The sequence below is a fragment of the Mycobacterium sp. SMC-2 genome, assembly GCF_025263485.1.
Taxonomy (GTDB): Bacteria; Actinomycetota; Actinomycetes; order Mycobacteriales; family Mycobacteriaceae; genus Mycobacterium.
In genome coordinates, this window is the sequence record NZ_CP079863.1 from 2902518 (window position 1) to 2916943 (window position 14426).

The window sequence follows — 14426 nt, forward strand, 5'->3', positions numbered from 1 at the left end:
TTAGCGCTCTCCCAACGAGACCTTTTGCGGCTCAGCGACTTCCGGTTCCTCGGCGTGTTCCTTGCGGCCGCCGATGAACAGGCCCAGCACTGCTCCCACGATGCAGATGACCACGGTGGCGCTGAAGATGTCGCCGTACATCATGGCGAACGCCTTGAGGTACATCGTCCCCTGCGCGGCGATCCGCTCCAATAGCGAAGCGTTGGGGGGTATCGCGGCCGTCAACCCCGCCACGATCTGGTTGAACCGGTACAGGCCCCACGCGCTGAGCGCGGCCACACCGATCAACATGCCCGTCATCCGGGCCACCACCACGGCCGCCGAGGCAATGCCATGCTGGGCGGACGGGACAACCCGCAGCGCCGCGGAGGTCAGCGGCCCGATCACCAGGCCGAGGCCCACACCGGCCACCAGCAGGTCGGCGTGCAACACGGGGACGCTGAACACCCCGAAAATGTCGTGCTTCTGGCTCAGTACATCTTGGCGCCAGTAGTGAATCAGCCAGTAGCCGTATGCCGCGATCAGCAGCCCGATGAAGGTCATCACCCGGTCGCCCACCCGGGTGGCGATCCAGCCGCCCAGCACGGCCCCGACCGGCAGCGCGATCAAGAACCACAGCAGCAACCCGGCGGCCTGCGTCTGGTCCATCTGCAGCACGCCCTGGCCGAACAGCTCCACGTCGACCAGGGTCACCATTAGCGCCGCGCCCGCGGCCAACGATGCGCCCAACGCGGCCAGGAAGGGGCGGAAGTGCACCCCCGCCGGCTCGATCAGCCGGGTGCGCGAGAACCGTTCCCAGAGCATGAACAGCACCGCCACCACGACCGCCCCGATGACCAGGGGCAGCCCGTAGCTCGGCAGGATCTGCTTGCCGTCGGGTTGCGGGTTGTACAGGCCGATGACCGCGAGGCCGAGGGCGACCGCGAGCAGCACACCACCGACCAGGTCGACCCGCTCGGGTTCTTCCACGCGCTCGTGCGACGGCAGGCTGAACTGGATCATCGCCATCGCGATCAGGGTCAGCGGGACGTTGATCCAGAACACGTAGCGCCAGTCGTGGAACAGGTACACGATGAAGATCCCATACAGCGGGCCCAGCACGCTGCCGAGTTCCTGCGCGGCGCCGATGCCGCCCAGCACGCCGGCGCGGTTGCGCTGAGCCCACAGGTCGGCGCCCAGCGCGAGCGTCACCGGCAGCAGCGCGCCGCTGGCCACGCCCTGGATGGTGCGGCCGCCGATCAGCAGGTGGAAGTCGCCCCAGTGCCCGGCGAGCGCGGTCACCACCGACCCCACCATGAACAGGGCCAGGCTGACCTGCAGCACCAGCTTGCGGCCGAACCGGTCAGACGCCCGCCCCAGCAGCGGCATGGCGGCGATGTAGCCCAGCAGGTACATCGTGATGATCCAGGTGATGCGCTGCAGCTGGTTAATCGGGATGTGAACGTCGCTCATGATGTCGCGCATGATCGTCACGACGACATAGGCGTCCAGCGCGCCCAACAGCACCGCCAGGCTGCCGGCGCTGATCGCGACGCGGCGCCCGGCCTGCGAACTCATGAACTCACCGGGGGCTTGGTGACCTGAACCTGCTCCCCCCAATTGGACAACGTGACTTGGACGGAATTGCCCGAACTCTTCTGCAGGTTAGCCTGCACCAGCTGGTGCTCACCGGTCTCCTGAACCCACACGGTGCTCGGCACCGGCTGAGTCGCGTTGAACTGCGGCATGATCTTGTTCACCGCATCCGCCGACACGTTCCCGCTGATGCGAATGGTGTTCTGCCCGTTGATGGTGTCGCGGCCCTGGGCCTTGGCGTTGCTGAAGTTGGCCAGCGCGTTGGCCAAGCCGGTGTCCGGGTTCAGCAGCACCGAGACGTCGTAGATGTCGGACGCCTTGCCGAAGTCGCTCCACTTGTTCGGCGTGAGCGTGGCGTACAGGTTGCCGTCGACGACCACGAAGTTGGCGTCGATGTCGGATCCGCCGAGGGTGATCATGGCGTTGCCCGACGCGGCGGTGGCCGGTGTCGTGGTGAGGTCACCGGTCAGCGTCTTGATGGGCAGCCCCTGGATCTTGCCCTGGATCGACAGCACGAGGTGCACGCTCTTGACGGACCTGGTGGCGTCGGCGGACTGCTTGACCAAAGTCGTTGCGTCGGGTAGCGGTCCGCCGCTCTGCTTTGAGCCCGACGAGCAGCCGGCGATCAAAGCGGTGGCGAGGGTCAGTGATGCGAGGACGGCCGAAAGGCGGCGGCGGGTCTGCATACCTTGCATCGTAGAGGGTTCCGCTGACGGGCTTTGGGGACGCGGCGCCGTGGTGTCCGCCCGGCGACGACGCTTTGGCGTGCTCACCAGCGCGGCCGCCGCGTTTCGGCGGCGGATTAACCTGATGGGATGTTCACCGGAATTGTCGAGGAACTCGGGGAGGTGACGGGCCGCGACGTGCTGGCCGACGCCGCACGGCTGACCATCCGCGGACCCGTCGTGACCTCCGACGCCGGGCACGGCGATTCGATCGCCGTCAACGGCGTCTGCCTGACCGTCGCGGAGCTGCTACCCGACGGGCAGTTCACCGCCGACGTGATGGCCGAGACCCTGAACCGGTCCAACCTGGGTGCCCTGCAGGTCGGCAGCCCGGTCAACCTGGAGCGCGCCGCCGCGGTCAACAGCCGGCTCGGCGGGCACATCGTGCAGGGGCACGTGGACGGGACCGGCCGGGTGGTGGGCCGGGCGCCGTCGGAGCACTGGGAAGTGGTGCGGATCGAGATCCCCGCGGCGGTGTCCCGCTACGTCGTCGAAAAGGGATCGATCACCGTCGACGGCATTTCGCTGACGGTCTCCGGGCTCGGCGCCGGACCGGAGGACTGGTTCGAGGTCTCGCTGATCCCCACCACCCGGGAGCTGACGACCTTGGGCCGCGCCCCGATCGGCACGCAGGTAAACCTCGAAGTCGACGTGATCGCGAAATACGTCGAGCGGTTGATGGCGCGTTAGTCCGGCGAGGTGCGCCCCATGCCGGTTCGGTCAGCAGGGCTGGCCGGGCGGCGTCCAGTACGGCTCGCCGGACGGTGTGTAGCACGGCGGTGGCGCGTCGGGGGGTGGGGCCGTCATCGCGTCCGCCGGAAGGACCCAGTTGCCCCAGCGCCCCGGATCGGTGCACCCACCGACGCTCGCATGCCGACCGCCGACGTCGGCGCACGCGTCCGCCCTCGCCGGTTGCGGGCAGGCGATACCCGCTGCAATTCCGGCCGCAAACGTCAAGGTCACAGCCGGTACCGCCAGTCTCACTGCGATTCTCATGCCGCTCAGCGTAGATTGCCAGCACCGGATCGGGAGTCGTTTCGCCGCGCCGGTCCGCCACGACAGTCTGGTCGCCGGCTGAAGCGCTCGGGCGGGTTATTGCTGCGGGGCGCCCGGGGCGGGGGGCGCGGGTGTGGACGACCGTGTGCGGTTGCGAAGTTGCCCACAGTTCAGGCCGATTATGCAGTGCCAGCCGGCGGCCTGGGGTTGGACCGGGTCGCAGCATTGGTCGTCCGGCGCCGGGGGCGCCGGGTCAACGGTCGGCGAAGGGTCCGCCTGTGTGCGCGGTACACCAGCGCCGCCGACACCGAGTGCTCCGACGACGCCGCCGAACGCCAGGGTTAGCGCTGCGGCACTACCACACGCTGCGGCGATTAACCTGGCGGTTCGATCCGCCATGACAGCCATCCTTCACCTCGCCGCGCCGGATGTACATAGCCGCGGCGCGGCATTATGCCGGGGCGGTGCCGATCTCGCGTGAAAGCCGCCGCAAATAGTGGCCCGCGCGGTGGTTCATACTGAATGCAACACTTGGGGTCTTCCTGTGGACCCCTGCGACAGCAAGGTAGCGACGATGACGAGGTTGGACTCCGTCGAGAGGGCGGTTGCCGACATTGCGGCCGGTAAGGCCGTGGTTGTCATCGACGACGAGGACCGCGAGAACGAAGGCGACCTGATTTTCGCCGCCGAGAAGGCGACCCCGGAGATGGTGGCGTTCATGGTCCGTTACACCTCCGGGTACCTGTGCGTCCCGCTGGACGGCGCGATCTGCGACCGGCTCGGGCTGCTGCCCATGTACGCGGTGAACCAGGACAAGCACGGGACCGCCTACACCGTCACCGTCGATGCGAAAAACGGTGTGGGCACCGGGATCTCGGCCTCCGATCGGGCCACCACCATGCGCCTGTTGGCCGATCCCGCTAGCGTAGCCGACGATTTCACGCGCCCCGGCCACGTGGTTCCGTTGCGCGCCAAGGACGGCGGCGTGCTGCGCCGCCCCGGCCACACCGAGGCCGCCGTCGACCTGGCCCGGATGGCGGGGTTGCAGCCCGCGGGCGCGATCTGCGAGATCGTCAGCCAGAAGGACGAAGGCTCGATGGCGCAGACCGATGAGCTACGGGTTTTCGCCGACGAGCACGACCTCGCGCTGATCACCATCGCCGACCTGATCGAGTGGCGGCGCAAGCACGAGAAGCACATCGAGCGGATCGCCGAGGCCCGTATACCGACTCGGCACGGTGAGTTTCGTGCGATCGGCTACACCAGCATCTATGAGGACGTCGAACACGTCGCGCTGGTTCGCGGCGAGATAGCCGGGCCGAACGCCGACGGCGACGACGTGCTGGTCCGCGTGCACTCCGAGTGCCTGACCGGCGACGTGTTCGGTTCCCGTCGCTGCGATTGCGGACCCCAACTGGACGCCGCGATGGCGATGGTCGCGCGGGAGGGGCGTGGCATCGTGCTGTACATGCGCGGCCACGAGGGCCGCGGCATCGGCCTGATGCACAAACTGCAGGCCTACCAGCTGCAGGACGCCGGCGAGGACACCGTCGACGCCAACCTCAAACTCGGATTGCCGGCCGACGCGAGGGATTACGGCATCGGGGCGCAGATCCTGGTCGACCTCGGGGTCCGCTCGATGCGGTTGCTGACCAACAACCCGGCCAAGCGGGTCGGCCTGGACGGGTACGGGCTGCACATCATCGAGCGGGTGCCGCTTCCGGTGCGCGCCAACGCCGAGAACATCCGCTACCTGATGACCAAGCGCGACAGGATGGGCCATGACCTGGCCGGGCTCGACGACTTTCACGAATCGGTTCATCTGCCAGGCGAATTCGGCGGGGCTCTATGAGTGGCGCAAGTGAGTGGGGCAAGTGAGCGGCGCAAGTGAGCGGTAGCGGGGAGCCGGAGATCCCGGCGCTCGACGCGTCCGGCCTGCGGCTCGGCATCGTGGCGAGCACCTGGCACAGCGAGATCTGCGAAGCACTGCTGCAGGGCGCCCGCCGGGTGGCCGCCAAATCGGGCATCGACGATCCCACCGTGGTGCGCGTCCTCGGCGCGATCGAGATTCCCGTGGTGGCGCAGGAGCTTGCCCGCAACCACGACGCGGTCATCGCCCTGGGTGTCGTGATTCAGGGCGAGACACCCCATTTCAACTACGTCTGCGACGCGGTGACCCAGGGCCTGACGCGGGTCGCGCTGGACGCGTCCACACCCGTTGCCAACGGGGTGTTGACCACCAACACCGAGCAGCAGGCGCTCGATCGCGCCGGGCTTCCGGAATCGGTCGAAGACAAGGGCGCCCAGGCGGCCGGGGCGGCCCTGACCGCGGCGCTGACGCTGCGTGAGCTGCGCGCCCGGCCGTGACTGAGCACGAGCAATGGGACGTCGAGTTGCGTCCCCACCGCACACCGATATTCGTCTACGGGGCGGCGTTCATCATCGCCGCGGTGCACATCGCGATCGGCTTGCTGCTCAAGGTCGGATCCAGCGGGGTGGTTTTTCGGACCACCGACCAGGTGGCGATGGCGCTGCTCGGTCTGGTGCTCGCCGGAGTGGTGCTGCTGTTCGCCCGGCCCCGGTTGCGGGTCGGGCCGGCCGGGATTTCGGTGCGTAACCTGTTGGGCGACAAGCTAATCGAGTGGCCAGACGTTACCGGCGTCTCGTTCCCGCAAGGCAACCGCTGGGCGCGCATCGATCTGCCCGACGATGAATACATTCCCGTGATGGCCATCCAGGCCGTCGACAAGGAACGCGCGGTCGACGCGATGGACACCGTCCGGTCGCTGCTGGCGCGCTACCGGCCGGACCTGCGCACCCGCTGAAAACGGGCTATCCGTGCTCGGACGGATAGCCCGTTTTCAGGTGGACGACTCAGAAGTTCTTACAGTCGGTCATCATTTGCTGGAAGATCGGCAAAGCCTGCTGCGCGCCCTGGTTGTGCTCGATGGCGTGCAGCAGGTTCACGCGCTGATCCGGTGTGGATGCCAGGTACTGCTGCAAGAACTGCTGGTTCGGCGGCGACTGGTCGAGGTACTGAGCGGCCATTGGGTTTTCCGCGTGGACCGCCCGCATCGCCTGGTCATAGCTGCAGGTTGTGTGGATCATCGGGCCGTAGTCGGGCGCAGCGGATGCGACCCCGGCCGCGGCGGTCGACACCAACGCCAGACCGCCGACCCCCATCGCGAGCCTGGTCAACGAGCGCTTGAACATCTGTGGACTCCCTCCATTGATTACCAGCCACTGTAACGTCTGCTCCGTCATTGGTAACCGGATCGGGAATCGTCCAAACCGCCCGCACCGCCGGTGAGTCGCCGTTCTTACTGGTCACCTGCCCTTTCGCCGGTTTCGGGCGTCCGGTCGCTCGGCAGCATCGGCACGGTCGGACCGGCGCGGGAATGCTCCCCGGCCAGGGTGGTCAGGCCGGCCGCCGTCCCGGCGCGCGCCGGCCGAGCGGCGCCGGACGAGCCGATGGTCCCGGCGCCGTGCGTTGAGGCGGCCGGATCGCCGGCGTCGAGGTATTCGTCGAGGTATTCGTAGCGGTATCCCGGGTCGATCTGGGCCGGCCGGGGGCTTCGGCGCCGGCGGGCCCGTTCCCCCGTGGCCGCGGCGGCCGCCGCCGGGACGCTGTCGGGCTGGGGTGACCTCTGCTCCGCCCGGCTGCGGGTGCTCATCTCGCCGCCGGTTCCCACGCCGGGCGGGCCCACGACGTAGGGGTAACCGAAGCTGTGGGTAGCGGCGGGCGGCGTCGGGGGCGCGGCGGCGCCGGGTGCGGGGGCGGTCGTGGACGCGGGCGCTGGCGCCGGGGACGTGGCCGGGGTGGCCGCGGGCGCCAACGCGGCGGGCGCCATCGCAGCGGGCGTCCCGGTGCCGGACGGGACCGGCGTTGTCGCGCCGGGCAGGGCGGGTGCGGCGGCGGGGACGGGTTGCGACAGGCCGGCCAGCCCGGCGAGCCCTCCGCCACCCGCCAGGGGAATGAAGGGAGCGATCAGGCCGTACGACAGCTGCGTCAGTTGCGGCGCCTGCGGGATGAACGTCAGGAGCGATTCGCCCGCCCAGTGCGGAACCTCGGTCACCAGGAGGGGGTCGCTGGCCAGCTGCGTCAGCGCCCCGGACGGATCGGACGACGATTGCGCCAAGTCCCCGCTGATTGCCCTGTCGACCTCCTCGACCCGAGTTACCCACCAGCTCAACTGCGTTGGCCCTCCGCCCTCGTCGTGGTTCGCGACGTTGGTCTTCTGGATCGGCGGTGGCGGGGTCGCCGGCGGCGTCCAGGTGAGCGCGGTCTCGGACACCGCTTCATACATCGCCATCACGGTGGCCGCCTGCAGCCACATCCGTAGGTAGTCGATCTCGTTGAGGGCGATCGGAACCGTGTTGACGCCAAAGAAATTGGTCGCCACCAATTGCGCGTGGAGGGCGTGGTTGGCCTCCAGTTCGGTGAGGGTCGGCATGGCCGACAGCGCCGCCGTGTAGGCCGCGGCGACGGTCTCCTGCTCGGCGGCCGCCGTGCTGCTATTGGCGCTGTTCTGCAGCAGCCAGGCCAGATAGGGAACGTGGGCCGCCACGAACGCCTCCGCGCTGGGGCCCTGCCAGGTACCGGCCTGCACCGCGGCCAGCAACGAACTGAGTTCCGCGGCCGCCGAGTCATATTCGGCCTTCAACGCCTGCCACGCCTGCGCCGCCGCGAGCAACGATCCCGGCCCGGGGCCGCTGGAGAGCGCCGCCGAATGGACCTCCGGAGGGAAGGCCGCCCAGATCGGCATGCTCACCGCCGTGGCCCCGCGCCGGCGGCCGTCAGGGGCACAGATGAACGCATATGAGGAAAATTACGCTCAAAGAAACCGTAAGTAAGGAGTCAAATGCGCACTCACCGGAAACGCGAAGGTGGCTCTCAGTCGTCGGACAGCCGGACCAGGAACCCGTTCAGGATCAGCGTCCTGGCCAGCGCCGCCTGCTGCGCCGCGGTCAACCCCGGCAGATCGCCCACGCGAAACCGCCCAGTGCTTCCCGAGAGGAACCGCAGCGCTTCCTCGTGGTCGGCGCTCGCGCGCATCGACAGCTGTGCGAACTGCAGGGCCACACCGTCCGCCACCTGCGTCACCCGCGAATAGAGCGGTTGGTGTTTCGCCACCAGGGTCCGCCCGTCGATCCCGTCGGTTTCCGAGAGCTGTCCGACCGGCGGGCATCGGCCGCGCCGGACCAGGACTTCTGCCATGGCGTCGAGGCCCGCAGCGATGACGCTCGGGTCCTCGAGGTCGCGCAGGGTGTCGCGCACGAGGCCGGCCAGGCCCGCCCGCGCACCCGCGTCGTCGAGGTGCCGGGGCGACAACCGGGCGTGCACCCGGTCATCCCGCAGGCTCAACGCGTGCAACAGGTGGGTGAGGAGCGTCAGCACGGTGGGCGCGTGCATGCCGACCGTCAAATGGACCGATGAACCCGCGTCTGTTTCGGCCGAATGCACTTGGCCGCGTGGCACGTACAGCGTGTCGCCGGCCTCCAGGGTCACCTCGGTCGGCGGCGCGACCCAGTCCGAACCGACGCCCTTCCTGCGTTCCATCTCGTGTGGTGGCACGGCCGCGTCGTTGGACAACCGCCACGTCTTGGAGCCGTGGATTTGCAGGACCAGCACGTCGTGCGGGTCGTAGTGCGGGACGAAGCCCCTCGACCCGGGGGGCGTGACGTAGGCGTTGACCCGCGTCGGGTAGTTCAACTCGACCTCGATCGAGTGGGACAGCGACGCGATCCCGCGCACGTACCGTTCGAGGCCGTTCAGGACGATCGTGTAGCCATCGGCAAGGCCCCCGCGAACCCGTTCCAAGTCGAGGGTGCCGTCGGCGAGCCGGTAGGTGCCGGGGTCCTTGTCCGCGCCACCCCGCACCAGCCGCACCGCCGATGGCTCGGGGCGCACGTGTTCCAGGAGCGTCTCGGCGGCCGACGGGCCGGGCAGGAGGCGATCGAAGTAGTCCGGCTGGCGCCGCTTGACGTGATAGCGCGTCGCCCCCCAGATCTCGTCGAGGAAGGTTTCCACCGAGAGGGGGCGAAGCAACCAGGCTAGCGAGGACTCGACGGCGACCCCCTTGCAAAGTTCGTGACCACCCGTAGGCCTCACAGTAGACGGGCCGCTCCCGCGCGCGCCCGTGTTGTTCCGACGGGCAAGTGGCAGCGTCGGTTCGGGCCACTAGCCTGGACTCGTGCCAGATCCCGCCACGTACCGACCGCCACCCGGGTCGATCCCGGTCGAACCGGGCGTCTACCGATTCCGGGACGTGCACGGGCGGGTCATCTACGTCGGCAAGGCCAAGAGCCTGCGCAGCCGGCTGACGTCATACTTCGCCGACGTTGCCGGTCTGCACCCGCGGACGCGGCAGATGGTGACCACCGCCGCCAAGGTGGAGTGGACGGTGGTCAACACCGAAGTCGAGGCGTTGCAGCTCGAATACAACTGGATAAAGGAATTCGATCCGCGCTTCAACGTCCGCTACCGCGACGACAAGTCATACCCGGTGCTGGCTGTCACCCTGGGCGAGGAATTCCCCCGGCTGATGGTCTATCGCGGCCCGCGCCGCAAGGGCGTGCGCTATTTCGGGCCCTACTCCCACGCCTGGGCGATCCGGGAGACGCTGGACCTGCTTACCCGGGTCTTCCCGGCCCGCACCTGTTCGGCCGGTGTGTTCAAGCGGCACAAGCAGATCGACCGTCCGTGCCTGCTCGGCTACATCGACAAATGCTCGGCGCCGTGTGTCGGCAGGGTCAGCGCCGAGCAGCACCGCCAAATCGTCGACGACTTCTGCGACTTCCTGTCCGGCAAGACCGACCGCTTCGCGCGCGAGTTGGAACACCAGATGAACGGCGCGGCCGAACAACTCGACTTCGAGCGTGCCGCGCGGCTGCGTGACGACCTGTCCGCGTTGAAGCGCGCCATGGAGAAGCAGGCCGTGGTGCTCGGTGACGGCACCGACGCCGACGTGGTCGCCTTCGCCGACGACGAGCTGGAGGCGGCGGTGCAGGTGTTCCACGTGCGCGGTGGCCGGGTGCGTGGCCAGCGTGGCTGGATCGTCGAAAAGTCCGGCGACCCCGGCGATTCCGGCGAGGAACGGTTGGTCGAGCAATTTCTGACCCAGTTCTACGGCGAGCAGGCCGAATTGGATGGCGCGGCGGACGAATCCACCAACCCGGTGCCCCGCGAGGTACTGGTGCCGTGCCTGCCGTCCAATGCCGAGGAGCTGACCAGCTGGCTGTCGGGCCTGCGCGGGTCACGGGTCGCGCTGCGGGTGCCGCGCCGCGGCGACAAGCGAGCGCTGGCCGAAACGGTGCAACGCAACGCCAAAGAGGCTCTGCAGCAACATAAGCTGAAGCGGGCCGGCGACTTTAACGCCAGATCGGCTGCGCTGCAGAACATTCAGGAAGCCCTCGGCTTGGCCGATGCGCCGCTGCGCATCGAATGCGTCGACATCAGCCACGTGCAGGGCACCGACGTGGTGGGCTCGTTGGTGGTGTTCGAGGACGGCCTGCCGCGCAAGTCGGACTACCGCCACTTCGGGATCCGCGAAGCCGCCGGGCAGGGCCGCTCCGACGACGTCGCCTCGATCGCCGAGGTGACTCGCCGCCGGTTCGCGCGACACCTGACCGAACAGAACGACTCGAATATGCTGTCCGCCGAAGGCAAGTCGCGCCGGTTCGCCTATCCGCCCAACCTCTACGTCGTCGACGGCGGCGCGCCGCAGGTCAACGCGGCCAGCGCCGTGCTCGAAGACCTCGGCATCACCGACGTCGCGGTGATCGGCCTGGCCAAGCGGCTGGAAGAGATATGGGTGCCGTCCGAACCCGATCCCGTCATCATGCCGCGCAACAGCGAGGGGCTTTATCTGCTGCAACGAATTCGTGACGAGGCGCACCGGTTCGCCATCACCTACCATCGCAGCAAGCGATCCAAGCGAATGACCGCCTCGGCACTGGATTCGGTGCCAGGATTGGGGGAACATCGCCGCAAGGCGCTGGTGACCCATTTCGGATCGATAGCCCGCCTCAAGGAGGCCACCGTCGACCAGATCACGGCCGTTCCCGGCATCGGTGTGGCCACGGCCACCGCCGTGCTCGAGGCGCTGCGACCCGAGGCGCTGCGACCCGAGCAGTCCGGAGAACACCAATGACGGGTGAGTTGGCGGAGGGCCGTCCGATGGAGGCACGTCCAGACGGCGGGGCCGGCATCGACGTCGTTCTGGTCACCGGACTGTCGGGGGCCGGGCGGGGTACGGCAGCCAAGGTGCTCGAGGACCTCGGCTGGTACGTGGCCGACAACCTGCCGCCCCAGCTGATCACGCGCATGGTCGATTTCGGCATGGACGCGGGGTCGCGCATCACCCGGCTGGCGGTGGTGATGGACGTGCGGTCGCGCGGCTTCACCGGCGACCTCGATGAGGTGCGCACCGAGCTCGCCACCCGCAACATCACCCCGCGCGTCGTGTTCATGGAGGCATCCGACGACATGCTGGTGCGGCGCTACGAACAGAACCGCCGCAGCCACCCGCTGCAGGGCGACCAAACCCTGGCCGAGGGCATCGCCGCCGAGCGCCGCATGCTCGCCCCGGTGCGCGCCACGGCCGACCTGATCATCGACACCTCCACGCTGTCGGTGCGCGAGTTGCGGGAGAGCATCGAGCGCGCGTTCGGCGGCGACGCCACCACGTCCATCAGCGTCACCGTCGAGTCGTTCGGGTTCAAGTACGGCCTGCCGATGGACGCCGACATGGTGATGGACGTGCGGTTCCTGCCCAACCCGCACTGGGTCGACGAGCTGCGTCCGCTCACCGGACAGGACCCCGCGGTCAGCGAATACGTGTTGAGTCAGCCCGGCGCCGCGGACTTTCTCGACGCCTACCATCGGTTGCTGTCCCTGGTCGTCGACGGCTACCGCCGGGAGGGCAAGCGCTACATGACGGTCGCCATCGGCTGCACCGGCGGCAAGCACCGCAGCGTCGCGATCGCCGAGGCGCTGATGCGGCTGCTGAAGGCCAATCCTCAACTGTCGGTGCGGGTGCTGCACCGGGATCTGGGCCGCGAATGAGCGCGCCGACGAATCGGGGCATCGTAGCGCTGGGCGGTGGACATGGCCTGTACGCGACGCTGTCCGCGGCACGCCGGCTGACTCCTCACGTCACCGCAGTGGTGACCGTCGCCGACGACGGTGGCTCGTCCGGGCGGCTGCGCAGCGAATTAAATGTGGTGCCGCCGGGTGACCTCCGAATGGCATTGGCGGCCTTGGCATCTGACAGCCCGCACGGCCGGCTGTGGGCGACCATTCTGCAGCACCGGTTCGGGGGCAACGGGGCGCTGGCCGGGCACCCGATCGGCAACCTGCTGCTCGCCGGGCTGTCGGAGGTGCTGGCCGATCCGGTGGCCGCCCTCGACGAGTTGGGCCGCATCCTCGGCGTCAAGGGCAGGGTGTTGCCGATGTGCCCGATCGCGCTGCAGATCGAGGCCGACGTCTCGGGGCTGGAGACCGATCCGCGGATATTCCGGCTGATTCGCGGCCAGGTCGCGATCGCCACCACACCGGGCAAGGTGCGGCGGGTGCGGCTGCTGCCGTCCGATCCGCCGGCGACCCGGCAGGCGGTCGACGCCATCATGGCCGCCGACCTCGTGGTGCTGGGTCCCGGCTCGTGGTTCACCAGCGTGATCCCGCACGTGCTGGTGCCGGGGCTGGCGGCGGCGCTGCGGGCCACCACCGCCCGTCGGGCGCTGGTGCTCAATCTGGTGGCCGAACCGGGGGAGACGGCCGGCTTCTCCGTCGAGCGTCATCTGCACGTGCTGGCGCAACATGCGCCGGGATTCACGGTGCACGACATCATCATCGACGCCGAACGGGTGCCCGGCGAGCGGGAGCGGGAGCAACTGCGCCGGACCGCGACGCTGCTTTCCGCCGAGGTCCACTTCGCCGACGTGGCCCGACCTGGTACACCTTTACATGATCCAGGCAAGCTCGCGGCGGCCCTGGACGGCGTCCGGGCGGCCCACAAGGGCACGGGAGCGCCTCCGTTCACAGCCACCGCGGATATTCGGGTCGACGGTGCAAGTCCACAACCCGGTGGAAATGGACCGGGCGGCAGCGGACCGAGGAGTGACGACGCGTGGCGATGACGACCGAAGTCAAGGACGAACTCAGCCGCCTGATCGTGAAGTCGGTCAGCGCGCGCCGCGCGGAGGTCACGTCGCTGCTCCGGTTTGCCGGCGGGCTGCACATCGTCGGCGGCCGGGTGGTCGTGGAAGCCGAGGTGGACCTGGGCAACGTCGCGCGCCGGCTGCGTAAGGACATCTTCGAGCTCTACGGCTACAACGCGGTCGTTCATGTGTTGTCGGCCAGCGGGATTCGCAAGACCACCCGCTACGTGCTGCGGGTGGCCAACGACGGCGAGGCGCTGGCCCGCCAGACCGGGCTGCTCGACAACCGCGGCCGGCCGGTGCGCGGCCTGCCCGCCCAGGTGGTGGGCGGCAGCGTCGCCGACGCCGAAGCCGCCTGGCGCGGTGCCTTCCTGGCGCACGGGTCGCTGACCGAGCCGGGACGCTCGTCGGCCCTGGAGGTCAGCTGTCCCGGACCGGAGGCCGCGCTGGCGTTGGTGGGCGCGGCCCGCCGGCTCGGGGTGAGCGCGAAGGCCCGCGAGGTGCGCGGCGCCGACCGGGTGGTGGTGCGGGACGGCGAGGCGATCGGCGCATTGCTGACCCGGATGGGCGCCCAGGACACCCGGCTCATCTGGGAGGAGCGCCGGATGCGCCGCGAGGTGCGTGCGACGGCCAACCGGCTCGCCAACTTCGACGATGCCAACCTGCGCCGCTCGGCGCGGGCCGCGGTCGCGGCGGCCGCCCGGGTGGAGCGCGCGCTGGAGATTCTCGGCGACACCGTCCCCGACCACCTCGCCTCGGCCGGCAAGCTGCGCGTCGAGCACCGGCAGGCCTCACTGGAGGAGCTCGGCCGGCTCGCCGACCCGCCGATGACGAAAGACGCTGTGGCCGGGCGTATTCGGCGGTTGTTGTCGATGGCCGACCGCAAGGCCAAGATCGAAGGCATTCCCGACACCGAGTCGGCGGTGACGCCGGACCTGCTCGAGGACGCCTAACTGGTCGCGCGAATCG

At 69.0% G+C, this 14426-nt stretch carries 14 protein-coding genes; 8 read left to right on the forward strand and 6 right to left on the reverse strand.

Translation table 11 applies throughout. The annotated features are described in order from the left end of the window. Nucleotides 1–1557: an MFS transporter gene (locus KXD96_RS13930; protein WP_260745103.1), complete on the reverse strand. Its 1557-nt coding sequence runs from the start codon at nucleotides 1555–1557 to the stop codon at nucleotides 1–3. After that, on the reverse strand, nucleotides 1554–2261 hold the full coding sequence (locus tag KXD96_RS13935; RefSeq protein WP_260745104.1) for an LppX_LprAFG lipoprotein: 708 nt from the start codon (nucleotides 2259–2261) through the stop codon (nucleotides 1554–1556). Before KXD96_RS13935 ends, KXD96_RS13930 begins: the two co-directional genes overlap by 4 nt. A gap of 129 nt (nucleotides 2262–2390) precedes the next feature. Between KXD96_RS13935 and KXD96_RS13940 the strand changes: the two genes are divergently transcribed. After that, nucleotides 2391–2990: a riboflavin synthase gene (locus KXD96_RS13940; RefSeq protein ID WP_260745105.1), complete on the forward strand. Its 600-nt coding sequence runs from the start codon at nucleotides 2391–2393 to the stop codon at nucleotides 2988–2990. 30 nt (nucleotides 2991–3020) lie between these two features. Here KXD96_RS13940 and KXD96_RS13945 read toward each other — a convergent pair whose 3' ends face one another. Beyond that, on the reverse strand, nucleotides 3021–3296 hold the full coding sequence (locus KXD96_RS13945; protein ID WP_260745106.1) for a hypothetical protein: 276 nt from the start codon (nucleotides 3294–3296) through the stop codon (nucleotides 3021–3023). 574 nt (nucleotides 3297–3870) lie between these two features. Between KXD96_RS13945 and KXD96_RS13950 the strand changes: the two genes are divergently transcribed. Genes KXD96_RS13950 through KXD96_RS13960 form a run of 3 tightly spaced genes read left to right on the forward strand, consistent with a single transcriptional unit; the run spans nucleotide 3871 to nucleotide 6121 of the window. Then, the gene (locus tag KXD96_RS13950) at nucleotides 3871–5148 is read left to right on the forward strand and encodes a bifunctional 3,4-dihydroxy-2-butanone-4-phosphate synthase/GTP cyclohydrolase II (RefSeq protein WP_260745107.1); all 1278 of its coding nucleotides are present in this window, start codon (nucleotides 3871–3873) and stop codon (nucleotides 5146–5148) included. Nucleotides 5149–5183: 35 nt separating this feature from the next. Then, nucleotides 5184–5663, forward strand: coding sequence for a 6,7-dimethyl-8-ribityllumazine synthase (gene ribH, locus KXD96_RS13955; protein WP_260745108.1), 480 nt, complete (start codon nucleotides 5184–5186; stop codon nucleotides 5661–5663). Continuing rightward, nucleotides 5660–6121, forward strand: a complete 462-nt coding sequence (locus KXD96_RS13960) for a PH domain-containing protein (RefSeq protein WP_260745109.1) — start codon at nucleotides 5660–5662, stop codon at nucleotides 6119–6121. Before ribH ends, KXD96_RS13960 begins: the two co-directional genes overlap by 4 nt. A gap of 49 nt (nucleotides 6122–6170) precedes the next feature. Here KXD96_RS13960 and KXD96_RS13965 read toward each other — a convergent pair whose 3' ends face one another. The 3 genes from KXD96_RS13965 to KXD96_RS13975 form a co-directional block, all read right to left on the reverse strand. Further along, nucleotides 6171–6509 carry a hemophore-related protein gene (locus KXD96_RS13965; protein ID WP_260745369.1) on the reverse strand — a complete coding sequence of 113 codons (339 nt, stop codon included), beginning with the start codon at nucleotides 6507–6509 and terminating at the stop codon, nucleotides 6171–6173. 107 nt (nucleotides 6510–6616) lie between these two features. Continuing rightward, nucleotides 6617–8068 (reverse strand): PPE family protein, encoded by a 1452-nt coding sequence (locus KXD96_RS13970; protein ID WP_260745110.1) that lies wholly within the window; start codon nucleotides 8066–8068, stop codon nucleotides 6617–6619. Between the two features lie 122 nt (nucleotides 8069–8190). Next, complete coding sequence (locus KXD96_RS13975) at nucleotides 8191–9345, reverse strand: cupin domain-containing protein (RefSeq protein WP_260745111.1); 1155 nt, start codon at nucleotides 9343–9345, stop codon at nucleotides 8191–8193. Nucleotides 9346–9490: 145 nt separating this feature from the next. Here KXD96_RS13975 and uvrC point away from each other — a divergent pair, with 145 nt between their 5' ends. The 4 genes from uvrC to whiA are packed head-to-tail and all read left to right on the forward strand — an operon-like array spanning nucleotide 9491 to nucleotide 14410. Continuing rightward, on the forward strand, nucleotides 9491–11449 hold the full coding sequence (gene uvrC, locus KXD96_RS13980; protein ID WP_260745112.1) for an excinuclease ABC subunit UvrC: 1959 nt from the start codon (nucleotides 9491–9493) through the stop codon (nucleotides 11447–11449). 26 nt (nucleotides 11450–11475) lie between these two features. Beyond that, nucleotides 11476–12363: an RNase adapter RapZ gene (gene rapZ / locus KXD96_RS13985; protein ID WP_260745370.1), complete on the forward strand. Its 888-nt coding sequence runs from the start codon at nucleotides 11476–11478 to the stop codon at nucleotides 12361–12363. Then, complete coding sequence (gene yvcK / locus KXD96_RS13990) at nucleotides 12360–13436, forward strand: uridine diphosphate-N-acetylglucosamine-binding protein YvcK (RefSeq protein ID WP_260745113.1); 1077 nt, start codon at nucleotides 12360–12362, stop codon at nucleotides 13434–13436. The genes rapZ and yvcK overlap by 4 nt, the downstream gene beginning before the upstream one ends. Beyond that, entirely contained in the window at nucleotides 13433–14410 is a 978-nt protein-coding gene (gene whiA, locus KXD96_RS13995) for a DNA-binding protein WhiA (protein WP_260745371.1), read from the forward strand. Before yvcK ends, whiA begins: the two co-directional genes overlap by 4 nt. Nucleotides 14411–14426 lie beyond the last annotated feature (16 nt).

What these genes read in the sequence shown, in the direction of transcription:
- KXD96_RS13930 (WP_260745103.1), bottom strand. Translation starts at nt 1,557, where the DNA reads ATGAGTTCGCAGGCCGGGCGCCGCGTCGCGATCAGCGCCGGCAGCCTG.
- KXD96_RS13935 (WP_260745104.1), bottom strand. Translation starts at nt 2,261, where the DNA reads ATGCAGACCCGCCGCCGCCTTTCGGCCGTCCTCGCATCACTGACCCTC.
- KXD96_RS13940 (WP_260745105.1), top strand. Translation starts at nt 2,391, where the DNA reads ATGTTCACCGGAATTGTCGAGGAACTCGGGGAGGTGACGGGCCGCGAC.
- KXD96_RS13945 (WP_260745106.1), bottom strand. Translation starts at nt 3,296, where the DNA reads ATGAGAATCGCAGTGAGACTGGCGGTACCGGCTGTGACCTTGACGTTT.
- KXD96_RS13950 (WP_260745107.1), top strand. Translation starts at nt 3,871, where the DNA reads ATGACGAGGTTGGACTCCGTCGAGAGGGCGGTTGCCGACATTGCGGCC.
- KXD96_RS13965 (WP_260745369.1), bottom strand. Translation starts at nt 6,509, where the DNA reads ATGTTCAAGCGCTCGTTGACCAGGCTCGCGATGGGGGTCGGCGGTCTG.
- rapZ (WP_260745370.1), top strand. Translation starts at nt 11,476, where the DNA reads ATGGAGGCACGTCCAGACGGCGGGGCCGGCATCGACGTCGTTCTGGTC.
- yvcK (WP_260745113.1), top strand. Translation starts at nt 12,360, where the DNA reads ATGAGCGCGCCGACGAATCGGGGCATCGTAGCGCTGGGCGGTGGACAT.
- whiA (WP_260745371.1), top strand. Translation starts at nt 13,433, where the DNA reads ATGACGACCGAAGTCAAGGACGAACTCAGCCGCCTGATCGTGAAGTCG.